A 22648-nucleotide genomic window follows, 5' to 3' on the forward strand; every position below is an offset into this window, starting at 1 on the left:
GACGCGGAGCGTCTCGTCAACGCCGTCATCATCTGGTCGTACACAGTGTGTCGGCATGTTCGCCTGCCCACGCAAGCACTTATATTGTCGAACGCCGAATGAGGAATTAAGATGGGCGTTCCGACCTGTCGGCTTCGATTCGCTCGTCGTTCCATTCGGAACGACTCGCTCCTTGCGAGGCTGACGGACACGGATAGCGTTCAAACGCGACAAGAAGCGTGCGTTCTCCCACGGAATCACCCCGTCGAGAACTAGGAGTGGGACACTCCGAAGAAACGCCTGTGGAGACTGTACTCCCAGTGGATACATCTGTATCTGTAAAGCGCGTCATGGAAGCAGGAAGCCCCGCCCTCAGCGAGACCGTCAGGCCGAGCAGGGTGGGGTAGTTCACATTCGGGTCACTCCTCGGCCAGTAGCTTGGAGATCGCGCTAGCCGCGTCCTCAAAGGCGTTGACGTCCATGCTATCTGCGGTAAAGAGGACACCTGCATCACCCTGAAGGATTCGGATGACGAACCCGTTTGTGTGAAATCGGACGGTGAATTCATACGGTCCGATATCCGGCCCGCCTCCCATGCGGGCGATGGCTGTCCGGATCGGTCGCTCCGCAAACCCGGTGCGTTCGAACTCGACGAGTTGCGACTTGGCCTCTCTAGCAGTCTCGATCGAATCGTAGAGATCCTGCCGTCTGTAGAGGAGATCAAACGATGACGGGGTGAAATACACCACGGCCCGGAGGGTATCTCCGAGGCTCGTTCGAGCGGCACTGACGATACCGTCGGCCAGTTCCTCACTGAGATCGGTTTCAAATGTCATTTGATCCACTAATAGAGGGATGCGTGCTATCGTATCAAACGTTTCGGCAGAAGCACGCGGGGACCGCAGTGTCTGTCTGGGAACGGGGACAGGTCCATGTGTATTGGAGAATTCCGGTCACATAAGCCGCTACACCCACCCCGTGTATCGACCGATCGAAGCGGTCATACACAGACTGACTCCCCGTACAAGACTCGCGCTCTCTATTCAGCAGGCCGTTTGTATCAGCCGCTGAAGATTTCAGCAGAGCCAAAAATCCAATACAGTCGGTTACATCGCAGTCGGTATGCGTCTCTTCGATTTAGCCTCCGATAGGCAGCCACCTGATACGAAAGAGCTGGAACGCTGCTCAGTCGAAAGCGAGTGGCAACTCGAATCGTGGCTGTTGGCAAATCCTGAGGTGATTCTCGACGAACGGTTGTTGATTTTCGGGCGACAGTACAGCCTTGACTCCGGATTTCCCGATTTGCTCGCACTCGACCGGTGGGGGAACGTCGTCGTCATCGAGATCAAGAGGGGGCAAAGCGGGACCGGAAGTGCCAGCGAGGGAAGCATCCTTTCGCAGCCGCAGGAGTACGCGCAGTCACTCAGCGGGTACGGGTACGACGAGTTGGACGCCGTCTACGACGAGCTGAAGGCGAAAGTTCGGGACGGTGAGTGGGATCCTGGTGATGCGGAGGTCATCGAGGAGTCGCTGGCGAAAGCCCACAAGACGACGTTCGGGATCGAGGTCGACGAGTCGGCGTATAATCAACACCAGCGGTTGGTAATCCTCGCGGAGCAGATCACTCGACGAACTGAATCTACGCCCGCTATCTTCTCGAACAGGGACTCAACGTACAGTGCGTCTCGGTACAGTGGTTCGCCCCACCAGACGACGATATGAACACAGCCGCCGAGGAGTACGCTGTCCTGGGCTCGTCTACAGTCGTCGACTATCCGCGTTCGAGGGTTCAGCCCGAGGACGACACCGTCGATTACTCCGACTTGCTTGTTCGTGTCCGGGATCACGCGTATCCGCAGCTCAAAGACGAGCTACGGTTGGAAGACCGAACTGACATCGCCAGCCAGTCGACGAAGCGGACGATCTTCTTCGGATCGAATCATCCGGACCACCCGAAGCCGCTCAAGTACACGATGGACCCACAAATCGAGGAAGAGGGGCTCGTCCACTACAAACTCGACCTATGGCAGGCCGAATCCGAGCAAGACACTGTGCTTCGGGAGTTCCTCCGAGACCAGGCCGAGCAGTTGGACGGGTACTCGTTGACCGAGAACTACGCCAGTGGGATGTCTGTCGTCGAAAGGGAACTGGAAGTTGGTGTCGGCGACGTCGAGATCGTTGCGTTGGCGCAGGAGCTGGTCGACCTGGTGACGATCGTCCACTCGGCGGCGGTCGAGGAGTTTCGGGACCACGACGCGTTCTAAGGCTCGGACGGCGACGACGGCCGACCCGTGAGGGTGAACCGGTCGGGGTGGTGGTTGGGCTGTAGGATGGGTAGAAAGGCACTGGACAGCGTTGCGCCGTCACGGTGCGCTCCAGGTGGGATCGCGCACGGTCGGGCTGTCCGGCGTGAGGGCAACCGCGTCAGTCGGATCAGAGGCCGTGCGCCGGCCAGCGATTGGCCGTAACCGCCTTTTCCGATATCGGATGTGTACATCTGTGCGTACACACATGTACGTGCGTTCAGAATCATCGTATCGGCTATCTTTCTACGAGGAGAGAATCCCGGCGTTTACGCCGGGAGTGAATCCGACAAGCCTTCCACAGACCACGTTCTGACGCTGATGGGGATATTTATTTGGCGTCACATCGTACCATAACAGACACCGAGACGGTTTCACCGCCCACCCAACTGCGCAATATCGGGACTCCGAGATCCAGAACGTTCGAGACACCCTCTCGAACCGCTGTGGTGTCTCGGTCAAGATAACTCCGAGTCCCCCTGTCGGGCGAGAGGAGTAACGGCGGTGTGGCCCCGCCATCGGCTCGTCACGCCGACGAGTCGTCAACCAGCAAATATCCCAACCCAGCGGTGCGGTGCCGTGGGAAGCCTCACCGTTTACAGCGAGGAGGAGGTCACATCTTAGCGAACTTACCAACGTGTGAGACGAGTTCGGCCGATTGCCGCCGCCCGACGATTCATCATCGTCCGCCGTAACCGCGTGGTATGCTCACGATCGACGATGTACTCGACATCGAGTGGCCCGGCGTTCCGGAGTGGTCGCCCGACGGCGAATATCTCGCCGTACCGATCTACGAGAACGATGGAAACGCGCTGTTGATCGGACGACCCGACGGTGAGACGTGGCGGATCGGGCGGGACGGGACGCACGTGGCGGAGTTCTCGTGGTCATCGAGGACGAGCGAGCTCGTCTACACGACGGAGGACGGGGCGACCGTTCTCGCCGACCCCGACGACCGATCAGTCACGGAACTGGCTCGGGTACCCGACGGCGACTCATCGCTGACGTGGTCGCCGGACGGCTCGAAGCTCGCGTACTACCGGGAGGGGAAACCGTGTATCCGATCCGTCTCCGACGGGGCCGAACGGCTCTTCGACGCCCCTCAGCGCGGACCGTTTCTCGGGGGGGAGCGGGCCTTCGCCTGGCGGGAGGACGACCACCGTCGCCTCCTCGCGTACGAATTCGTGGAACGGGAAACGAAGTGCGTGGGCGTCATCGACCTCGATACGGGGGAGTTGGTCCGACGAACCCGCACGGACGCGGCGTCGAACTCCCCGCTATGGCTCTCCGACGGACGGCTCCTGTTCGAGCGACGACGGGACGACGGGACCGTGAGGGAGTTCGTCGCGATCGACGTCGCCGAACGGGGGGCGGAAACCGTGCTGTTCCGGGAGGAAGACCGGGACACGGGCGCCCTCTCCAGCGGCTCGCCGCAACTCTCGCCGGACGGAACGCGTCTGGCCGCGACGCTCCCGATCGATGGATACGAACACGTCCACGTGATCGACGTCGCCACCGGCGAACGGACGCAACTCACCGAGGGCCGGTTCGAGGACAAGGGCCTCGCGGATTCCTCGCCGCGGTGGATCGACGACGAGCGGCTCGTGTTCGCGTCGAACCGAAGCGACTCCGGCCAGCGACGGATCTACCGGGTGTCGGTCGACGGCGAGGTTTCACCGGTCGTCGAAACGCCCGGAACGAACGTCGAACCGCGGCCGTCCCCCGACGGCCGGCGCCTCGCCTACCTCCACGCGAGCGCCGACCGATCGCCCGAGATACGCGTATGTGGCCTCGACGACGACCGTCTCGGGTCGTCGGCCCGCTCACGGGTGACGGAGTCCGGCGTCGACGGGTGGGAGTCGCCGCCCGTTCGGCCGGAGCACGTCTCGTTCGACTCCGACGACCTCCACATCGACGGGTACCTCCTCGATCCGCGCCGAACGGACGCGGTTCCGGACGATTCAGCCGACCTCCCGAGCGTCGTCTACGTCCACGGCGGACCGATGCGGCAGATGCGCGAGGGGTTTCATCCGAGCCGGGCGTACGGCCTCGCCTACGCGTTCCAACAGTACCTCGCTTCGAAGGGGTACGTCGGGCTGTTCGTGAACTACCGTGGCGGTATCGGATACGGCCGCGAGTTCCGGGCGGCGATCGGCGGGGACCGGGGCCGGGTCGAAATGAACGATATCGTCCGTGGCGCCGAGTACCTCCGGGAACTCGAGTACACGTCCGATTCGGTCGGGATGTGGGGGCTGTCCTACGGTGGGTACGCGGCACTACAGCTCCCCGGAACGCATCCGAAGGTGTTCGACGTAACCGTCAATCTCGCCGGTCTAGCCGACGTCAGAAACTACCACGAGTGGGCGACGGAAACGAAGTACCCGGCGGTCAGCTCCAGTGCGACGGCCGTGATGGGGGACCCGCTCGAGAACGCCGACCGGTGGAACGACGCGAGTCCGGTCACACACATGGACGACTACGAGAACCCGCTGTATAGCTTCCACGGAACCGACGATCGGTACGTAAACGTCGAACAGCAGGACGTCGTCGTCAACACCCTTCTCGAGCAGGACGTCACGTTCGAGGCGGAGTACTATCCGGGCGAGGGACACGTGTTCTCGAAACGGGCGACGTGGGAACGGACGTTCGAGCGGATCGAATCGGCGTTCGACGAGCACCTCCGTTGACGTCCGCTCCACGCTGACCCGCGGGGCTTTCGCCTCGAAGTTCCGTAGCCAGTGGGCGTCCGCAGGACTCAGCGTTCGGCGTCCTCGTCGCCGGCGAGGTCGCCGAGGGCGGCGAGGTCGTCGTTGATGTCCGCTCCGGAACTCTCGCCGGGGAGGATGTCACCGAGGGCGGCTCCGAAGGACGCGACGGTCCAGACGACGCTGATCCGGGCCAGCGCCACGACCGGGTCCTGCCAGTTCCCGACGCGTCCCCACATCGTCATGAGCGCCGCCGCGGTCAGAAACGAGACGAGCGCGGTTCCGACCAATCGGCGCGGGATGAACCCGAAGATCGGCCGGGACACCGTCACCTTCTGCGGTCCCGCCCAGTAGACGAGCGACAGGATCATCACTAACACGAAGGCCGTGTTGACGAGGAAGTAGATCGGGAAGACGCCGACACGGAACGAGAGGAAGAACTCGGCAACGTCGAAGACGCCGTCCTCCACGAGGAACGGTATCGAGAAGAAGATACTCCCCACGAATCCTTCGGCGATGTCCCGCGAGGTGTACTTCTGGATCCGATCGCCGAACACGTCGTCGATCGTCGCCTGGATCGTCTCCTCTCTGAGCCGGGTCACTTCGAGTTGACCGGCGGTGTCGTCGACGACCGATTCGAGGTCGTCGAACCCTTCGCGGAGCGCTTCGACGAGGGCGCCGTCATTCATACTCCGAACGTCCTCCGGTATGTTCCGAACGTCCTCCGGTCGGTCGACCGTCAGCGTGGTGCCGACGGCCTCCGTTCTCTTGCGCGGGCCGTCCTGTGCCGGGGCATCCAGTATCGCAACCGGCACGGGGTCGCCGTCGGAGAGGATGTCTCCGAGCGCTGCCCCGAGCGACCCGACCGTCCAGATGACGTTGATACGAGCGAGCGCTTCGATCGGCGAGCCCCAGCCGCCCACGCGTCCCCACACGGTCATCAGGGCCGCGGCGACGACGAACGAGACCGTCAGGGTCATGAACACGCGTATCGGGACGACCCCGAAGAGGGTCCGTGTCTCCTCTTTGTTTCGACCGGTCCACTCGAGCAGTGCGTAGGTCATGAACACGACGAAGAACGTGTTCGCTATCAGGAACACTGGAACCCCGGCGATAGTGAACTCGAAGAGGTGCTCGGCGATATCGAAGATCCCGTCCTCGACGAGGAGCGGCGACGCGAAGATGACGCTCCCGACGAACGCTTCGGCGGCGTCACGCACGTCGAGGTCTCGCACTCCCGAATCGATCAGGCCCCGATCGTGCGCCTCGGCCAGTAGCTGTTTGACGTCCCGTACTTCCTCGTGTGTTTCGGCGTCGGACGTGTCCTCCGTCAAGTCACGGAGGGCGGAAAAGAGGTCCTCGACGGTGGAGGGCGTCGCTCGTTCGTCACCGTCCGTGGTATCGGCGACGTCCCGCGGTGCCGGGCCAGCCTCCATGTCGTGTCCTCGCGTGGAGTCGCCGGAGAGAAATAGATTCGTACTCGCGGTCGGCACACGATCGGACGGTCGGACGGTCGGTTCGATCGAGCTGTACGTTCTCGGGTCGTGTCGCTCGTCGTCGGGTCGTGTCGCTCGTCGTCGGTCGCAACGATCTCTGCCGGTAGACGCAGTCCCATGTACCCCACCGCCTTCCGGGAGAGTATCCGTGGTCTCGACGCCGTCGATAGCGGGAAGCGAGTCCGGGATCGTCCGGGAGCGGCCCTTCCAGCTCCTGTTGTTGATCAACGTCCTCCCGCCGCTCGGGACCGCGCTCCTCTCGCCGGTGTTGGGGTCGCTCGTCGAGCCGCTCGGCGCGTCGACTGCGAACGTCGGGCTGTTGATGTCGGCGTTCACGGGGCCGGCCGTGGTCGTCATCCCGATCGCGGGGGTGATCGCGGACCGGTACGGCCGACGGCCGGTGCTCGTCTTCGGGCTGGTGTGGTTCGGGCTGACCGGGACGGCGATCGCGTTCGTCTCCACGTTCACTACAGCGCTCGTCCTCCGACTGCTCCAGGGGATCGGGTTCGCCGCGCTCACGCCCATCATCATCACGAGCCTCGGCGACCTCTACTCGGGGACGAAGGAGGCGACCGCACAGGGGCTTCGGTTCACCGGGTCGGGCCTCTCACAGACGGTCTTTCCGCTCATCGCGGGCGTCCTCGTCGGCTTCGCCTGGCAGTACCCGTTCCTGCTGTACGCGATCGCGTTCCCGATCGCCGCGGTCGTCTACCTCCGATTCGAGGAGCCGATGGACGACGACGCGAAGGGTGGGTCCGGAGACGACCTCCGAACACAGCTCGCGGACCTCCGCTCCCTCGTCGCCCATCGGCGTGCGTGGACCATCGTCGTCGCCCGCGGGACGGCGAACCTCGCGTGGTTCGGCTTCCTCACGTACAACTCGATCGTCGTCGTCGACGTGCTCGGCGGGACGCCCGCACAGGCCGGGGTCCTCGCGGCGCTCGCCAGCCTCACGTACGCGCTCGCGGCGACCCAGACGGGGCGGATCTCCGCCGTCTTCGACGACCGCCTCTACCCGCTGATCGCGGCGAACGCTTCGATGGGCGCCGGGATCGGACTCGTCTTCCTCGCGACCGCGCTCCCGCTCGCTGCGCTCGGCGTGATACTGATGGGGGCGGGATTCGGGATCGTGTTGTCGATCTACCGGAGCATCGTCACCGATCTGGCCCCGCCGGAACTGCGCGGCGGGCTGGTGAGCCTGAGCGAGGGGACCGGGCGAGCGAGCGCCACGCTGACGCCGATCCTTATGGGCGGGGCGATCGCGGTCGCCAGCTCGTGGCTCGGGTTCGTCCCCGCCGTCCGCGCCGTCGGCGTCGCGACCGGCGTCTTCGGCGCGGTCGTCGGGATCGGCTGTCTGGTGTTGATGAGCCGGGCGCCGCCGATACGCCTGGACGGGTGATCTCTCCACCACGACGTCCTTGACTCTCCACCACGACGTCCCCGGATTTGCCCCGCCGCGACCGCGGGTACTTTGCCCCCCCAGCGTCGACGCCCGGACGATCAGCACGGAGCCGACCACCGCCGATATCGCGGTGGATCGTCTCGGGGATGATCGGCGAGGCCGAACTCGATGCGCTCTCGACCGATCCGGAACCGCTCTCGACCGGCCACGACCAGTGGGGATTCGAGCACGTTCTCCTCACGCCGCACGTCTCCGGAGACACCCAAAAGTACTGGGAGCGGCGGGCCGACGTCCTCGTCGAGAACGTCGAGCGTGTGGCCGATACGGGCGAGTACGACGACCTCCTGAAGCGGGTCGCCCGAGGCACCGTCGGGGGCGACTGAGGTCGACGGCAACTGAAGTCGCCGGCTACGCGCTCACTGGTACGCCTGGAGGCCCGTGAGGTCCTCGCCGAGGATGAGCGTGTGGATGTCGTGGGTCCCCTCGTAGGTGTAGACGGTCTCCATGTTTGCCATGTGCCGCATCGGGGAGTAGTCGGCCGTGATCCCGTTACCGCCGAGCATCTCGCGGGCGATCCGCGACTGGTCGCGGGCCATCCGCACGTTGTTCCGCTTGGCCATCGAGACGTGCTGTGGACGCATCTCGCCCGCCTCTTTGAGTTCGGCGAGCCGGTGGGCGAGCAGTTGAGCGAGCGTGATCTGCGTCGCCATCTCCGCCAGCTTGCGCTGTTGGAGCTGGAAGCCGCCGATGGGCCTCCCGAACTGCTCGCGGTCGGTGGCGTACTCGCGGGCGGTCTCGAAGCAGTCCTGTGCCGCGCCGACCGCGCCCCACGCGATGCCGTACCGCGCCTGCGTCAGACACGACAGCGGCCCCTTCATGCCGGAGACGCCCGGCAGGCGGTTCTCCTCGGGGATCCGCGCGTCCTGGAGGCTGATCTCGCCCGTGATCGACGCGCGGAGGCTCATCTTCTCGTCGATCTTGTTGGTCGTGACGCCGTCCGTATCGGTCTCGACGAGGAACCCGCGGACCGGCGTCCCCTCCTCGCTGTGGTCCTTCGCCCAGACGACCGCGACGTCCGCGATCGGGGAGTTCGTGATCCACGTCTTCGAGCCGTTGAGGACGAACTCGTCGCCGTCCTTCTCGGCACGGGTCTCCATCGCCGAGGGGTTCGACCCGTGTTCGGGCTCGGTCAGGCCGAAACAGCCGACCGCCTCGCCCTCGCCGAGAGCGGGGAGCCACTCCTCCTTCTGTTCGTCGCTACCGAACGTGTAGATCGGGTACATCACGAGCGCGCCCTGGACGCTCGCCATCGACCGGAGTCCCGAGTCGCACGCCTCCAGCTCGCGCATCAGGAGCCCGTAGGAGGTCTCGCTGACGCCCGGCAGACCGTATCCCTCGAGGTTCGGCGCGTAAAACCCCATCTCGCCCATCTTCGGGATGATCTCCGTCGGGAAGGTGCCCTCGATCCAGTGTTCGCCCATGTCCTCGACTTCTCCCTCCACGAACGAGCGCGCGGAGTCGACGAGCAGTCGTTCCTCCTGGGTGAGCGACGCCTCCAAATCGAAATAATCGATCATGTACGGGATTACGTACGCACGAATAAATAATGCCCTACATCTCGTCACGACGCGGTCGTGGTGACGTTTCGATTCGCCAACTGAAACGCACCGATCCGTCGGCTGGAACGCGCCGACCCGCCGGCCGGAACACCCCGATGGGGACAGCGGAACGGGGCGACGACCCGCGCCTCAGAACCCGCTCGTTCCCTCGAGGAGGTGCTCGTCGACGACGTCCATGTCGAGTTCGATCCCCAGCCCGGGTTCCTCGGGGACCGCGATCCGGCCCTCGTCGATCAGCGGTTCGTCGCGGACCAGCAGGTCGTCCCACCAGTCGACCTCGAGCGCGTGGTACTCCAGGAGGTCGAAGTTCGGGGTCGCCGCGCCGAGGTGGACGCAGGCCATCGTTCCCACCGGGCTACAGACGTTGTGCGGGGACATCGGCATGTAGTTCTCCTCGGCACGGTCGGCGATCCGCATCGTCTCGTGGAGCCCGCCGACCGTCGTCGGGTCGGGCGTGACGACGTCGACGCCGTGGTCGTAGATCAGCTCCGAGAGCTCGAACACGCGGAACCGGTTCTCGCCGGTCGCGACCGGCGTCCGCGTCGCCTTCGTGACCTCCTTCTGTGCGTCCATGTTCTCCGGCGGGACCAGGTCCTCGAGCCACATCAGGTCGAACTCCTCCAGCTCGTAGGCGAGCCGCTTCGCGCTCTCGACGGAGTAGTCCCAGTGGCAGTCGAACGCGAGGTCGACGTCGTAGCCGATCTCCTCACGCACCGCCTCGACGATCTCGCGTTTCTCGCGGATCGCCGCGTTCGTCAGCCGCCCGTTGTACGGGTCGTTCTCGTTGTCGGCGGGCAGGTCCAGGTCGAACTTGAGCGCCGGAAAGCCCATGTCGGCCACGCGGGCCGCCTCGGCGGCGTACGCCTCCGGGGAGTACGCCTCGGCTCCCGCGTAGGCCGTCGCCCCGTCCTCGACGGCGTACGCCTCGCCGGCGTGACAGTCACAGTAGAGCCGGACCTCGTCGCGGTACTTCGATCCGAGCAGTTGGTACACCGGGAGTCCGAGGACCTTCCCGGCGGCATCCAGAAGCGCCACCTCGATGCCGGAGGCGGCGGTCACGACCTTGCCGGTAGTGCCGCCGTGGCCGGACATCTCCTGGAAGATATAGCGGACGAGCCGCTCCACGTCGAGCGGGTTCTCGCCGACCAGGAAGCGGTTCGTGTACTCGACGAGTTCGGGGATCCCGCCGCCGCGGTACGACTCGCCGATGCCGACCACGCCGGCGTCGGTCTCGACTTTGATCAGGTTCCACTCGAAGTTGCCCTCGACGACGCAGGCGTCGATGCTCGTGATCTCGACGTCCCGGTCCGGGTCGCGGACGTCGATCCGATCGGAGTAGTCCCTCATGCGCGGAACTCCTCCAGCGCGTCCGTATCGAGCGTCACGCCGTGGCCCGGCTCGTCGGGCATCGCGATCCGACCGTCGTCGTCGGGCGCGAGCGGCTCCGCGACGACGTCGTCGAACGCCTTCACGTCCATGTCGCGGTAGAAGTACTCGATCCAGAGGCCGTTGTCGATCGCCCCGAGCAGCGACGTGTGGATGTTCCAGTTGTAGTGGGGCGCGATCGGCACGTCGTAGGCAACGGCGTAGTTCGCGATCCGGAGCCACTCCGTGATCCCGCCGCAGACGGTCACGTCCGGCTGGAGGATCGTCGCCGCGCCCGTGTCGTGAAGTCGCGCGAAGTTGTGGCGGCTCCCCTCGAGTTCGCCGGTGGCGACCGGGTAGTCGATGGCGTCGTTCACCTCCGCCATCGTCTCCACGCGGTCGATCATCACCGGCTCCTCGATGAAGTACGGGTCGTACGGCTCGAAGGCCCGACAGGCGCGGACCGCCTCGGTCGTCGACTCCCAGACGCCGTTGGCGTCGAGGAGCAACGTCGTCTCCGGACCGACCTCGTCGCGGACGGCTGCGACGCGCTCGACCTCCTCGTCGACCGAGAGACGACCGACCTTCATCTTCACGACATCGTGGCCCTCGTCGACGTAGCGGCGTACTTCGCTCCGCAGGGCCTCGTGGCCCTTCTCGTCGCGGTAGTATCCCCCGCTGGCGTAGGAGGGGACCGACTCGCTGTTGCCGCCGAGCAGTTTGTACAGCGGCTGGTCCACAGCCTTCGCCTTCAGGTCCCACAGCGCCATGTCGACGGTGGAGATGGCGCGCAGGATGATGCCCATCCGCCCGATCTGGACGTTGCCCTCGTACATCTCGCGCCAGAGCCGGGTGGTGTCGCGCGGGTCCTCGCCGGCCACGATAGGCTCGAGCATCGACTCGACCGCGTCCGCGACGAGGTGGGCTCCCTCGTACCCCAGCGAGTAGCCGACTCCCTCGAGACCGTCGGCGGTTCGAACGTACGTTATCGCGTGGTCTCGGTAGGTGAGCGTCCGGTTGGAGAAGGAGACGGGTGACTCCAACGGGAGCTCGACCGGGAACGACTCGACCTGTGTGATCTCCATGCGTGAGCCGGTAATCCCGCCCGTAAATAGCTCGTTGTATGGGCAAGAAACTTCGTGGCCGAGCCGGCCGAATCGACCGGCTCGCGCCGTGTCGGACGGCCTCGTCGGTCCACGAACACCGTCCGTCCACGAACACCGTCCGTCCACGAACACCGTCCGTCCACGAACACTATTTGTGTCGTCCCCGCCAGAGCCCACGCATGGAGTTTCCCGACCGAAGCGACGTCGATCACCTCATCGACGCACAGCCGCTCCCGTCGTTCGCGCACGTCGAGTACGACCCCCCGAGCGAGACCCTCGCGGACCCCCTCGGCACGGCCCGCACGGAACTCGACCGGCTCGACGGCGACGACCTGGAACCGGGCGATACCGTCGCGATCGGCGTCGGGAGCCGGGGGATCCACCGGATCGACGAGATCGCCGCTGTGGCGGTCGACTGGGCGGAGACTCGGGGATACGACCCCGTCGTCGTGCCCGCGATGGGGAGCCACGGCGGGGCGACCCCGGAGGGACAGCGCGAGGTGCTCTCGGCGCTCGGGATCGACGAGGAGGGCGTGGGAGCCCCCATCGACGCCCGAATGGAGGCGGAGCGGTTGGCGACGGTGACCGTCGGCGACACGGACGTGCCGGTGTACTTCTCGACGGCGGCCCTCGAGGCGGACGCGGTCGTCGTGATAAATCGCGTGAAGGCACACACCAACTTCAGCGGGCCGATAGAGAGCGGGCTGGCGAAGATGACCGTCGTCGGGCTCGGCAAACAGCGCGGGGCGAAGTCGTTCCACTCGACGGCCATCGCCGAGGGCTACGTCGAGACGCTGACGGCCGGACTCGACGTCATCGAGGCGGAGGTGTCGCTCCTCGGTGGGCTCGCGTTGGTCGAGAACTTCGAGGAGGAGCTCGGCCACGTCGAGGCCGTCCCGGCGGGGTCGTTCCTCGACCGGGAGCCCGAGCTACTGGAGCGCGCCTACGAGGAGATGGCGACGCTCCCGGTCGAGGCGGTCGACCTGCTCGTCGTCGACGAGATCGGCAAGGAGATCTCCGGCGCGGGGATGGACACGAACGTGATCGGCCGCTACCGAGTCCTCAACGCGCCCGACCCGGAGACGCCCGACATCGACCTCATCTACGTGCGCGGGCTCACCGAGGCGACGAAAGGGAACGGCAACGGGATCGGGCTCGCGGACCTCACCCGCCAGGCGGCGATCGACCAGCTCGACACGAAGAAGACGTACGCGAACGCGCTCACGAGCGGGTCGCTCGCGAAGTCGAAGCTCCCGGTGGTCGCGCCCGACGACGAGTTCGCGATCCGGACCGCGCTGGCCGCGCTCGGCGGGTACGACCCCGAGACGGTCCGGATCGTCTGGATCCGGAACACCGAGGACCTCGGCGAGCTCCACGTCTCCGAGGCGGTCGTCGATGACCTCCCCGAGTCGGCGACGGTACGGGACCACGACGTCGCGGTGACCTTCGAGGACGGGACCGCGCGGATCCGGGACGGAACCGCACGGATTCGGTGATCGACGTCGACGAAACGGTACCACTCTCCACCGGGACGCTCTCCACCGGGACGCTCTCCACCGGGACGCTCTCCACCGGGACGGTAAACGTTATCAGCCGGGTCGTGTTCGACCCTATCATGGGTCGACAGACGCAAGATACCGCGGACGCACCGACGGAGGAGTCGCGATGAAGCCGGTCGCTTTCGACGAGGCCGAGACGTACGAGCCCGACGACGGGTGGCGACGGGTCGCGATGGCGGGGAGCGACCAGTTCTCTTTCGAGTGGTTCGAGAAGCCGCCGGGACACAGCTCGCCGATGCACGACCACGAGAACGAGCAGGTGTGTCTCTGTCTCCAGGGCGAACTCACGGTGGCGACGGAGGACGACTCGGTCACGCTGGCCCCGAACGACTCGGTACTGCTCGAGTCGAACGAGACCCACCGCGTCGAGAACACGGGCGACGAGCGCGCGGTCGGCCTCGACGTGTTCGCGCCGGGTCGGTCCTTCGACTTCTGGACGGACCGCGAGGAGTGAGCGTGAAGTACCTCGCACGCACCTCGACGGGGGAGCCGTTGCTCGGCGACGACGACGGCTTCGTGCCGCTCGGTTCGGTCGAGCCCGACCTCGAACGCGTCCGTCAGGCGCTCCCGCGGGCGGCTGTCGGGACGCTCGGGGACGTCGACGACGCGACCGCCGACCGGATCCCGGCGGCGAACCTGACGTTCGCCGCGCCGCTCGAGCGGTTCGGCAAGCTCTGGGGGATCGGCTTGAACTACGAGGAGCACGCCGGCGACCTCGACGAGGACCGCCCCGAGGAGCCGGCCAGCTTCATGAAGCCCTCGTCGGTCCTCACGGGCCCGGGCGGCCCGATCCGGTTGCCGCCGACCGACCGGAGCGAACGGGTGACCGCGGAGGCGGAACTCGCCGTCGTGATGGGTCGGACGTGCCGGAACGTCGCGGAGGCCGACGTCGACGACGTCGTCGCCGGCTACCTGCCCGTGATCGACATGACCGCCGAGGACGTACTCCAGCGGAACCCGCGCTTTCTCACCCGGGCGAAGAGCTTCGACACGTTCCTCGTCCCCGGTCCCGTCCTCGTCGTCCCCGAGGAACCCCTCGAGCTGTCGTCGCTGTCCGTACGGACCGAGGTCAACGGCGAGGTCGAGGCCGAAAACGAGATCCGGAACATGCTGTTTCCGCCCGCCGAGATCGTGTCGTTCCACTCCGGCGTGATGACGCTCGAACCCGGCGACGTGTTCAGCACGGGGACCCCCGGCGCCGCACCCATCGAACCCGGCGATCACGTTCGCGCGGTCGTGGAGTCGATCGGGTCGGTCGACGCGCCGGTGACGCGGTAGCGGTCCGAACGGCCCCCCGGAACCGTCGCTCGAACACGCAGGAAGCTTTATTCGGGAACCCACACCAGTCACGCGTATGTACCGGGTTCTCATCCCCGTCGGCGACGACACGGAACGGTCCATGGCCGCGGCGGACGCCGTGAGCGACCTCCCGAACGCCGACGAGGCGGTCGAGGCGGTCGTGGTGAACGTCTTCGAGGAGTTCGACGTCACGGGCGAGGGCGGTCAGGTGGACTCCGAGGACGTCTGGGACGAGGCGAACTTCCCCGAGAGCGTCCACGCGGTCGTCGAACGCCTCGAATCGGCCGGCGTGACCGCTTCGAAGCGCCGCGAACACGGCGAGGTGACCGAGGAGATACTCGCCGTCGCCGACGAGATCGACGCCGACGGGATCGTGATGGGCGGACGCAAGCGGAGCCCCACGGGGAAGGCCCTGTTCGGAAGCACCACCCAGTCGGTGATGCTCTCGGCGGACTGTCCCGTGACGGTCGTGCTCGTCGAGTGACGTCCGCGCCCGCGGGACCGTTATCGCTGTCGAATCGATCGAAATGAAATGAAAACCAGAGGAAGTGACTGTTTGTTTAGTTCACTGTGTTATTAATTAACTATTTAATATTGGAACAAACAGTTGCATTATTATGTATCCACGTGATGATCACGTTCGAACATGGCTGACAAAGACGTAAACAGACGCAAGTTCCTGTACGGCACGGCAGCAGTGGGGGTAACCGGACTGGCCGGGTGTAGCGGCGACGGGGAGACGAACGTGGACGACGACGGCTCCGGCGACGACGGTTCGGGTGACGACGGCTCCGGCGACGATGGCTCCGGTGACGACGGCTCCGGCGACGACGGCTCCGGTGACGACGGCTCCGGCGACGAGACCCTGGAGCTTCGTGTCGGGACGTCCGCCGGCGGGACCCAGGACGTCGGGTTGGCCGTTGAGCGGGCGGTCAGTGAGGAGAGCGACACCCTCGAGTACTCGACGATCGAGAGCCCGGGATACATCGGGACCATCTATCGGATGGCCCAGGAGCAGTTCAACGCGGGCATCACCGACAACAACTCCCTCAACAAGGCGCTCGACGAGGAGGGACAGTTCGACGAACAGTCGGTGTCGCGGATCCCGTACTACGGCTTCTCTGCGTTCCCGTACAGCATCTACATCGTCGCGCGTGACGGGACGGACATCGAGACGTTCGACGACCTCGCGGGCGCGAACGTCTACCCCGCCGAGCCGGGGTACTCGACCCGGGGAACCACCCTCGACGTCTGGTCGCAGGACCCGACCGCCGACGTCTACGAGGAGATGAACATCCAGGACATGGGCGTCGGCGACGCCCCCGGCGCGATGGAGGAGGGGACGATCGACGCCAGCATCGCCTACGGGACGCCCGGCGTGCGGTACACCGGCTTCGTTCAGGAGATGGCCTCCCGCGTCGATCTCCACTACGTCGAGCCGACCGACGCGCTCATCGAGTCCGCGGAGTCCTTCTCGGGCGCCGGGACGACGACGACGAGCTACGACGACTGGCCCATCGTGGACACGGACATCGGCACCGACGAGGTGTTCACCTGGGACCTGGAGGTGCTCTACACGTTCAACCCGGAGGCCGACGCCGACGCCGTCTACGAGCTGTGCCGCGTCGTCGACGAGCACAACGACGTCGTGAACGAGGGGGAAGCGCAGTTCAACGACTACGAGTCGACGGCCGACATGCTCGGATACGCTCAAGAGCGGATCCCCGTTCACCCCGGCGCGGTCCAGTACTACCAGGACAACGACGCGTGGGACGACAGCCTCGAGGAAGGCGAGTAACGCCTCCCGAGTTGATTGCCCCGCTTCGATGACGTAGCCGACGAACGACACGACATTTCTATACGATACAACAAATGGATACACAAGCGGAACACACGACCGGACCGACGGGCTGGCTTCGCGGACTCGATATCACTGTCACGCTCGCCGCTATCGCCTTTTGGGCGATATCGCTCGGGTGGATGTACACACAGACGTGGTCGACCGTCAGGTACGGCGTGATCTTCGTCGGCGGTATCATGACGGTGTACGCGCTCAACGAGACGAGGGAATCGCTCGAGGACGGTAGCTGGGTCGACGCCGCGGTGTTACTCCCGTCTGCGGGCGTGTTGATCACGGCGTCGGCGTACTTCTTCGCCAACTTCGACACCGTCTACCTGCTGCGACAGGGGTTCGCCACGCCACACGAGTACATGCTGGCGCGACTCATCATCGTCTCGCTTCTGTACCTCACCTGGCGCGAGTTCGGGAACCTGTTCTTGGGGCTCGTCGTCGGCGTGATGCTGTACGCCATCTTCGGTGACGGCGTTCCCGGCGTCCTCGGACACGCGGGGATGACCGAACTGACGCTACTCCAGGCGCTCGTCACCGACCTGTACGGGTTCTACGGGTCGCTCACACAGCTGACCGCGTCGTGGATCGCGCCGTTCCTCCTGTACGCCGGGCTGTTGTTCGCGTACGGCGCGTTCGATCTGATCCTCCGGCTCGCGATCGTCGCGGCCGGCCGGATCCGGTCGGGCGTGGCACAGACGGCCGTGCTCTCCTCGGCGGTCATCGGCTCGATCAACGGCTCCTACACGGCCAACGCCGCCATGACCGGCTCGTTCACCATCCCGACGATGAAGGAGAGCGGGATGGCCGGCCATCGGGCGGCCGGCATCGAGGCGGTCGCCTCGACGGCGGGACAGGTGCTCCCGCCGGTGATGGGGGCGTCCGCGTTCGTGATGGCGTCGTACCTCGGCGTGGCGTACCTCGACATCGTGATCGCCGGGATGGTTCCCGCGGCCATCCTGGTCGCGTCCATCGCCATCGCGGTCCACTACACCGCGATCAGCGACGCGAGCGACCAGGACATGGAGTTCTCCGAGTTCTTCGACGAGGAGATGACCTCGAGCCAGAAGGTCGTCGAGGGACTCAGGTTCGGGATCCCGTTCGGCGTCCTGATCTACTACCTCGGCATCGCCCAGTACACGGTGATGACCTCGGCGATGTACACCGTCTTCGCGATGGTCCTCACCGGCGTCCTGATGCCGCCAGTACAGCGGCTCGTCGACGGCTCGGAGACGTCCGCCGGCGCGGAGTTCGTCGCGCAGGTCAAGAACACGATCCACGGGTTCCGCCGCGGGGCCATCATCCTCGCGCCGATCGCGATCATCCTCGTGGTGGTGAGCGGCGTCGTGAACCTCTTCTCGACGACCGGCGTCCCCGCGAAGATCGCGCTCCTGATGATCAACCTCTCGGGCGGCGTCCTGCTCTTCGCCGTCCTGCTCGGGATGGCGGTCGCCATCGTAATGGGCGTCGGCATGCCGACGGTCGCCGCGTACGTCATCGTGGCCATCCTCATCGTTCCGACGTTCGTCGCCGACTTCGGGATCGCCCGCGAGACGGCACACTACACGATGTTCTACGCGGCGATCCTCGCCGGGATCACGCCACCGGTCGCGACCGCGGCGGTGGTCGCGGCCGGGATAGCGGAGGCGAACTTCTGGCGGACCTGCGGGGCTGCCCTGAAGATCGCCGCGCCGCTCTTCGTGTTACCCGTCGCGTTCGTCTACAACCCGGGGCTGATCTCGATGTCGCCGGACGGGAACACGCTGTTCCTCGGCGCGCTGGTGATGCTGGGCGCGATCGCGATCATCTACGGGTTGAACTACCCGTTCGAGCTGTCCATCGGCCGGATCACGCTCGTTCGCGTCGGACTGACGGTGCTCGGCGTCCTGATCATGACGTTCCCGATGCTCGCGGTGAAGCTCGGCGGGATCGCCGTCTTCGTCGCCGTCTTCGTCGGCGAGAAGGTGATGGTGCGCGGAATGGACCTGCCGTTCGGATCGGGGGTGAACCAATGAGCTCGACGAAGGACTCCACCGAGGACCAGATCGACACCTCGGAGGTCGGCGGCCTCGAAGAGATCGTTCCGGAACCGCTCATGCCCGTCTGGAAGCGGATCGAGTTGATCCAGCAGTTCCGTGAGACGCACGGCGACACCTACGTGACGGTCTTCGAGGTGCTCACGGCCATCGTTCTCGCCCTCGGCTACCTCTGGTGGGCGTACATCTACTTCATCGGCGACAACGTCGTGACGATCTGAGGGCCGTCGAAGCTTCCTCCGGGAGGGTTAGTCTTCCGCCCAGTAGAACAACGACTCCGTGTCGGCGTCACAGCCCGGACACGTCGACGGAAGCGGTCCGCGAAGACGACCCATCTCGCCACAGGAGCCACACCGCCACATCGCGTATCGCGTCCCGGTGACGTCGACGATCCGACGAGTGCCGTCGTCCCCCGCCCGATCGGGGGTGCTCACGCGTCCCCGTCGGACTGGAAGGGTTCGCCGACCGCACGTCGGGGAAGCCGACTCATCAGCTCCGTTCTGAGTTCCTCTGCGGACGCGAACTCGGCCGCGTCCGACCCGCTCACAGTCTCGCCGAGGTTGACTTCGCCGTCCGCGAGCCGAACCGTCACGTCCTCACACGCCGCTGCGACCGTCGAGGGATCCGTGGGGTACTCGAGTTCCGAGAGGACGCCGTCGAGTCGATTTAACCTGATCGTTCGTGTCATTAGGTCCGTAACGTCTTCTAACGACATGAACGTATCCCCCGTGGATGGTCTCGGGAGCGTTCCCGGGTGTTTATTTTCGACCGGAGCCGACCGTCGACATCGCATGGTCGAGCCGATACTCAAGTGGGCCGGCGGGAAACGACAGCTCCTCGACGCGCTGTACGCGCGGTTCCCCGAGTCGTTCGACCGGTACCACGAGCCCTTCGTGGGCGGCGGGGCGGTCTTCTTCGACCTCGAACCCGCGTCGGGAACGATCAACGACGTGAACCCCCGACTGGTCTCGCTGTACGAGCGGGTCCGCGACGAGCCCGACCGTCTCATCGAGCGGCTGGAGGAGTTCGCGGACCCCGAGTCGGCCCCCGATCCGGACCTCCCCTACGCGGAGACCACCCAGCGCGGCCGCGAGGTGGGGAACTACTACTACCAGCAGCGTGCGCGGTTCAACGACCGGCCGTACACCGGCGAGTACGACCCCCTCGAGGAGGCCGCACTCTTCGTGTACCTGAACCGTACCTGCTATAACGGCCTCTACCGTGAGAACGCCGACGGCGGGTTCAACGTCCCGATCGGCCGGTACGCGGACCCGAACTGGGTCAACGGCGGCCGGATCCGACGGGCGAGCGAGGCGCTCGAGCACGTCGCGGTATCCAACCGCGACTTCGAGTACGTCCTCGACGCCGCCGAGCCGGGCGATCTGGTGTACTTCGACCCCCCGTACGAGCCGATGAGCCCGACCGCCGATTTCACCGCGTACAGCGCGGACGGGTTCGATCGCGAGGACCAGGAACGCCTGCTCGAAGTCGCGAGAACGCTCGACGACCGGGGCGTGAACGTCCTCGTCTCGAACAGCGGCGTGACGTACGACCGCTACGTCGAGGCCGGGTTCCACGTCGACACCGTGGACGCGACCCGCGCGATCAACAGCGACGCCGACGGCCGAGACGCCGTCGACGAGGTGATCGCGACGAACGTCTCCGAACCCGCCCGCCGTGACGCCGGACAGCGCGCGTTGTCGACGTTCGATGGCCGGTGACCCATCCGTCGCCCGCCGACGCCCCCTCTGACCCGACGAAACAGTCGAGGTCCGCCATTCGACGGGCTTTTTGACCTTCCCCGCCGTCGGGTCGGGTATGACGAAGCTCGACATCGATCTCGTTCTCGTGCCCGTCGACGGCAGCGAGGCGTCCCACGAGGCCGTCGATTACGCGATCGGGATCGCGAGCGAGTACGGCGCGAGCGTCCACGCGCTGTACGTGCTCGACGAGGGGGTCGTCCGGGCGTTGGAGTCCGGAGCGGTAGACGAACGCGACGTCGCCGAGGACACCGCGGCCTTCACCGCGTCGGTCGCGGACCGCGCCGAGGAGGCCGGCGTCGACCACAGCAACTCCATGGCGTACGGCTTCTCGACCGAAGTGAAGACTGTCCACCCCGGAAGCGTCGTCCTCGACACCGCCGAGGAGCTCGAGTCGGACTTCATCGTCGTCCCGCGCGAGCCGGTCACCGGCGAACCGGGACAAGTGCTCGAGAAGGCCGCGGAGTACGTCCTGCTGTACGCGAGCCAGCCGGTCCTCTCGGTGTGATCGCGACGCGTTCGGCGGCGACGGCCGTGCTCCCCGCGACGCTCGTCGACCTCCCGTTCCTCCCGGCGGGGACGACGCTCCCCCCGCTCCCGTACCTCCTCGTCGTCCTCGTCGCGGGCGGCGGGGTCGCGATCGCGATCCGCCACAGCCGACCTACCGTCACCGCTGTACACGTGCTCGCGTTGACCCCGTGGGTCGTTCTCGGGTCCGCGCTCCACGTCCTGTACGTCGTCGGCGCCCTCCCCGGTCTCCTCGCCCCGCTCGGCGGGTCGCCAACGGTGTACCTGACGGTTGGAACGCTCGCGGGTGCAACCTGGCTGGCTGTGGGGTCGGCCGTCGACGACGGACGCGTCCCGGTCGCCGTCGCCGCCGTCGGGACATGCCTCGTCGTCCCCGCCGTCGCGGCCGCGCTCGGCACCGGCGTCTCCGGGTCGGGGGCGTCGTGGTCGGCGGTCGCGGTGCTCGCGTCGGTTCCGATCGCGGCGCTCGTCTGGTGGACGCTCGGTCGGCTCGAACCGGGGACCGCCGTGACCGGTGGCGTCGGCGCGCTCGCCGTGTACGGACACGCACTCGACGGCGTCTCGACGGCGATCGGGGTGACCCAGCTCGGCTTCGGCGAGCGTAGCCCGCTCTCGCGGGTCATCCTCGAGCTGGGCGGCGTGCCGTCGGTGCCGGTTCTCGGCGAGGGGTGGCTGTTCCTCCTCGTCAAGCTGGCCGTCGCGAGCGCCGTCGTCTCCCTTTTCGTCCCGTACGTCCGCGATGAACCCGCGGAGGGACTGCTCCTCTTGGGATTCGTCGCCGCCGTCGGGCTCGGTCCGGCCGTACACAACCTGCTTCTGTTCACCGTCACCGCCTGACGGTGATGCCGTGGCTCACGCGGAGGGTCGTGGATCGTCGACGCTCCGCGAGGTCGGCGGCGGTCGGCGGAAAACGAGACGGTCCCGGAGCGCGGGTCCGGGAAGACGGGCCCGGCGAACGGGTCCGGGAAGCGGGGATCGGACGGGGGCAGTCCCGGGGAACGGCGGCGGCTCAGTCCTCCTCGACGACCTCGGGGTCCTCGATGGCGGACTGGAGCGAGTCGAGGCCGTTGACCCACTCGGAGACGAGGCCGTACTCCAGCTCGTCGACGAGGGCCATGTCGAGCCGTTCGCCGTCGATGACGCGCGTGCCGGCCTGGACGACGTACCCCAACGCGGCGTCGAGGTCCTCGTCGGCCTCGGCGTCGGCGGCCGCGTGGACGAACTCGTCGACGTCGCCCTCGACGACGCCACCGACGACGAACTCCTCCGCAGCGTAGAAGACGGGGACGAGCGAGGTCTGGACCCCGTCGATGAGCATGGTCTTGTCCTCGTCCTCGAAGGAGACCTCCGCGAGGACGATGTCGCTGACGTCCCGGATCTCCTCGACGGCGCGCTCCTCGTCGATGCGCCCCTCCTCCAGCGCTGCGAGGACCTTCGCGATCGCGATCGCGGCGTCGTCCTGGAGGTTCAAGAGCAGGCGCGCGGAGTCTTCGTTTTCCGGATCGAGCTCCTCGTCGGCGAGCCTGTCGAGCCAGTTCTGCCAGCGCTCCTCGGAGTAGAACGTCTCAACCGCCTCGTCCTCGGTCATACCCCATACCTCTCCCGGACGACTCAAAGGCCTTTCTTATCTGTCCCCCCGAGA

23 protein-coding genes are annotated in these 22648 nt (G+C 66.1%); 15 read left to right on the forward strand and 8 right to left on the reverse strand.

The window, feature by feature from the left end:
- Positions 1-398: 398 nt before the first annotated feature.
- A complete protein-coding gene (locus DQW50_RS08860) occupies positions 399-815 on the reverse strand; it encodes a hypothetical protein (RefSeq protein ID WP_112078993.1) in 417 nt (138 codons plus the stop codon).
- A gap of 286 nt (positions 816-1101) precedes the next feature.
- Here DQW50_RS08860 and DQW50_RS08865 point away from each other — a divergent pair, with 286 nt between their 5' ends.
- From DQW50_RS08865 to DQW50_RS08875, 3 genes are all read left to right on the forward strand, one after another.
- Entirely contained in the window at positions 1102-1701 is a 600-nt protein-coding gene (locus DQW50_RS08865; protein ID WP_112078924.1) for an endonuclease NucS domain-containing protein, read from the forward strand.
- Positions 1698-2243 carry a hypothetical protein gene (locus DQW50_RS08870; protein WP_112078925.1) on the forward strand — a complete coding sequence of 182 codons (546 nt, stop codon included), beginning with the start codon at positions 1698-1700 and terminating at the stop codon, positions 2241-2243. The genes DQW50_RS08865 and DQW50_RS08870 overlap by 4 nt, the downstream gene beginning before the upstream one ends.
- A gap of 743 nt (positions 2244-2986) precedes the next feature.
- Positions 2987-4969 (forward strand): prolyl oligopeptidase family serine peptidase, encoded by a 1983-nt coding sequence (locus tag DQW50_RS08875; RefSeq protein WP_112078926.1) that lies wholly within the window; start codon positions 2987-2989, stop codon positions 4967-4969.
- Between the two features lie 68 nt (positions 4970-5037).
- On the opposite strand, the gene DQW50_RS08880 is transcribed toward DQW50_RS08875, so the two are convergent.
- Positions 5038-6423: a hypothetical protein gene (locus DQW50_RS08880; protein WP_112078927.1), complete on the reverse strand. Its 1386-nt coding sequence runs from the start codon at positions 6421-6423 to the stop codon at positions 5038-5040.
- A 208-nt stretch (positions 6424-6631) separates the two neighbouring features.
- Here DQW50_RS08880 and DQW50_RS08885 point away from each other — a divergent pair, with 208 nt between their 5' ends.
- Positions 6632-7882, forward strand: coding sequence for an MFS transporter (locus DQW50_RS08885; RefSeq protein WP_112078928.1), 1251 nt, complete (start codon positions 6632-6634; stop codon positions 7880-7882).
- A gap of 149 nt (positions 7883-8031) precedes the next feature.
- Positions 8032-8268: a hypothetical protein gene (locus DQW50_RS08890; RefSeq protein WP_241964382.1), complete on the forward strand. Its 237-nt coding sequence runs from the start codon at positions 8032-8034 to the stop codon at positions 8266-8268.
- 33 nt (positions 8269-8301) lie between these two features.
- On the opposite strand, the gene DQW50_RS08895 is transcribed toward DQW50_RS08890, so the two are convergent.
- The 3 genes from DQW50_RS08895 to DQW50_RS08905 all read right to left on the reverse strand — a co-directional run bounded on the left by DQW50_RS08895 (position 8302) and on the right by DQW50_RS08905 (position 11954).
- Positions 8302-9462, reverse strand: coding sequence for an acyl-CoA dehydrogenase family protein (locus DQW50_RS08895; RefSeq protein ID WP_112078929.1), 1161 nt, complete (start codon positions 9460-9462; stop codon positions 8302-8304).
- A gap of 171 nt (positions 9463-9633) precedes the next feature.
- Positions 9634-10851, reverse strand: a complete 1218-nt coding sequence (locus DQW50_RS08900) for a mandelate racemase/muconate lactonizing enzyme family protein (RefSeq protein WP_112078930.1) — start codon at positions 10849-10851, stop codon at positions 9634-9636.
- Positions 10848-11954: a mandelate racemase/muconate lactonizing enzyme family protein gene (locus DQW50_RS08905; RefSeq protein ID WP_112078931.1), complete on the reverse strand. Its 1107-nt coding sequence runs from the start codon at positions 11952-11954 to the stop codon at positions 10848-10850. Before DQW50_RS08905 ends, DQW50_RS08900 begins: the two co-directional genes overlap by 4 nt.
- 200 nt (positions 11955-12154) lie before the next feature.
- Here DQW50_RS08905 and DQW50_RS08910 point away from each other — a divergent pair, with 200 nt between their 5' ends.
- The 7 genes from DQW50_RS08910 (at position 12155) to DQW50_RS08940 (ending at position 18939) form a co-directional block, all read left to right on the forward strand.
- On the forward strand, positions 12155-13471 hold the full coding sequence (locus DQW50_RS08910) for a DUF362 domain-containing protein (protein ID WP_112078932.1): 1317 nt from the start codon (positions 12155-12157) through the stop codon (positions 13469-13471).
- A gap of 169 nt (positions 13472-13640) precedes the next feature.
- On the forward strand, positions 13641-13988 hold the full coding sequence (locus DQW50_RS08915; protein WP_112078933.1) for a cupin domain-containing protein: 348 nt from the start codon (positions 13641-13643) through the stop codon (positions 13986-13988).
- Positions 13989-13990: 2 nt separating this feature from the next.
- Entirely contained in the window at positions 13991-14812 is an 822-nt protein-coding gene (locus tag DQW50_RS08920; RefSeq protein ID WP_112078934.1) for a fumarylacetoacetate hydrolase family protein, read from the forward strand.
- 76 nt (positions 14813-14888) lie between these two features.
- On the forward strand, positions 14889-15317 hold the full coding sequence (locus DQW50_RS08925) for a universal stress protein (RefSeq protein WP_112078935.1): 429 nt from the start codon (positions 14889-14891) through the stop codon (positions 15315-15317).
- A gap of 162 nt (positions 15318-15479) precedes the next feature.
- The gene (locus DQW50_RS08930) at positions 15480-16631 is read left to right on the forward strand and encodes a TAXI family TRAP transporter solute-binding subunit (RefSeq protein ID WP_112078936.1); all 1152 of its coding nucleotides are present in this window, start codon (positions 15480-15482) and stop codon (positions 16629-16631) included.
- 74 nt (positions 16632-16705) lie between these two features.
- Positions 16706-18697 (forward strand): TRAP transporter fused permease subunit, encoded by a 1992-nt coding sequence (locus tag DQW50_RS08935; RefSeq protein WP_112078937.1) that lies wholly within the window; start codon positions 16706-16708, stop codon positions 18695-18697.
- Entirely contained in the window at positions 18694-18939 is a 246-nt protein-coding gene (locus DQW50_RS08940; RefSeq protein ID WP_112078938.1) for a hypothetical protein, read from the forward strand. Before DQW50_RS08935 ends, DQW50_RS08940 begins: the two co-directional genes overlap by 4 nt.
- A 27-nt stretch (positions 18940-18966) precedes the next feature.
- Here DQW50_RS08940 and DQW50_RS08945 read toward each other — a convergent pair whose 3' ends face one another.
- Positions 18967-19152 (reverse strand): hypothetical protein, encoded by a 186-nt coding sequence (locus tag DQW50_RS08945; protein WP_112078939.1) that lies wholly within the window; start codon positions 19150-19152, stop codon positions 18967-18969.
- Entirely contained in the window at positions 19149-19406 is a 258-nt protein-coding gene (locus DQW50_RS08950; protein ID WP_112078940.1) for a hypothetical protein, read from the reverse strand. The genes DQW50_RS08945 and DQW50_RS08950 overlap by 4 nt, the downstream gene beginning before the upstream one ends.
- Positions 19407-19509: 103 nt before the next feature.
- Between DQW50_RS08950 and DQW50_RS08955 the strand changes: the two genes are divergently transcribed.
- From DQW50_RS08955 to DQW50_RS08965, 3 genes are all read left to right on the forward strand, one after another.
- Complete coding sequence (locus DQW50_RS08955; protein ID WP_112078941.1) at positions 19510-20439, forward strand: DNA adenine methylase; 930 nt, start codon at positions 19510-19512, stop codon at positions 20437-20439.
- A 97-nt stretch (positions 20440-20536) separates the two neighbouring features.
- Entirely contained in the window at positions 20537-20986 is a 450-nt protein-coding gene (locus DQW50_RS08960) for a universal stress protein (RefSeq protein WP_112078942.1), read from the forward strand.
- Positions 20986-21843, forward strand: coding sequence for a DUF63 family protein (locus DQW50_RS08965; RefSeq protein ID WP_112078994.1), 858 nt, complete (start codon positions 20986-20988; stop codon positions 21841-21843). The genes DQW50_RS08960 and DQW50_RS08965 overlap by 1 nt, the downstream gene beginning before the upstream one ends.
- A gap of 172 nt (positions 21844-22015) precedes the next feature.
- Here the strand turns inward: DQW50_RS08965 and DQW50_RS08970 are convergent, their stop codons facing one another.
- Complete coding sequence (locus DQW50_RS08970) at positions 22016-22594, reverse strand: DUF2150 family protein (RefSeq protein WP_112078943.1); 579 nt, start codon at positions 22592-22594, stop codon at positions 22016-22018.
- Positions 22595-22648: the final 54 nt, after the last annotated feature.

The organism is Halorubrum sp. 48-1-W (genome assembly GCF_003287355.1).
GTDB lineage: Archaea > Halobacteriota > Halobacteria > Halobacteriales > Haloferacaceae > Halorubrum.

Coding starts and splice junctions, on each gene's coding strand:
- DQW50_RS08860 (WP_112078993.1), bottom strand. CDS start 815: ATGACATTTGAAACCGATCTCAGTGAGGAACTGGCCGACGGTATCGTC.
- DQW50_RS08865 (WP_112078924.1), top strand. CDS start 1,102: ATGCGTCTCTTCGATTTAGCCTCCGATAGGCAGCCACCTGATACGAAA.
- DQW50_RS08870 (WP_112078925.1), top strand. CDS start 1,698: ATGAACACAGCCGCCGAGGAGTACGCTGTCCTGGGCTCGTCTACAGTC.
- DQW50_RS08875 (WP_112078926.1), top strand. CDS start 2,987: ATGCTCACGATCGACGATGTACTCGACATCGAGTGGCCCGGCGTTCCG.
- DQW50_RS08880 (WP_112078927.1), bottom strand. CDS start 6,423: ATGGAGGCTGGCCCGGCACCGCGGGACGTCGCCGATACCACGGACGGT.
- DQW50_RS08890 (WP_241964382.1), top strand. CDS start 8,032: ATGATCGGCGAGGCCGAACTCGATGCGCTCTCGACCGATCCGGAACCG.
- DQW50_RS08895 (WP_112078929.1), bottom strand. CDS start 9,462: ATGATCGATTATTTCGATTTGGAGGCGTCGCTCACCCAGGAGGAACGA.
- DQW50_RS08900 (WP_112078930.1), bottom strand. CDS start 10,851: ATGAGGGACTACTCCGATCGGATCGACGTCCGCGACCCGGACCGGGAC.
- DQW50_RS08905 (WP_112078931.1), bottom strand. CDS start 11,954: ATGGAGATCACACAGGTCGAGTCGTTCCCGGTCGAGCTCCCGTTGGAG.
- DQW50_RS08910 (WP_112078932.1), top strand. CDS start 12,155: ATGGAGTTTCCCGACCGAAGCGACGTCGATCACCTCATCGACGCACAG.
- DQW50_RS08915 (WP_112078933.1), top strand. CDS start 13,641: ATGAAGCCGGTCGCTTTCGACGAGGCCGAGACGTACGAGCCCGACGAC.
- DQW50_RS08925 (WP_112078935.1), top strand. CDS start 14,889: ATGTACCGGGTTCTCATCCCCGTCGGCGACGACACGGAACGGTCCATG.
- DQW50_RS08930 (WP_112078936.1), top strand. CDS start 15,480: ATGGCTGACAAAGACGTAAACAGACGCAAGTTCCTGTACGGCACGGCA.
- DQW50_RS08935 (WP_112078937.1), top strand. CDS start 16,706: ATGGATACACAAGCGGAACACACGACCGGACCGACGGGCTGGCTTCGC.
- DQW50_RS08940 (WP_112078938.1), top strand. CDS start 18,694: ATGAGCTCGACGAAGGACTCCACCGAGGACCAGATCGACACCTCGGAG.
- DQW50_RS08950 (WP_112078940.1), bottom strand. CDS start 19,406: ATGACACGAACGATCAGGTTAAATCGACTCGACGGCGTCCTCTCGGAA.
- DQW50_RS08955 (WP_112078941.1), top strand. CDS start 19,510: ATGGTCGAGCCGATACTCAAGTGGGCCGGCGGGAAACGACAGCTCCTC.
- DQW50_RS08960 (WP_112078942.1), top strand. CDS start 20,537: ATGACGAAGCTCGACATCGATCTCGTTCTCGTGCCCGTCGACGGCAGC.
- DQW50_RS08970 (WP_112078943.1), bottom strand. CDS start 22,594: ATGACCGAGGACGAGGCGGTTGAGACGTTCTACTCCGAGGAGCGCTGG.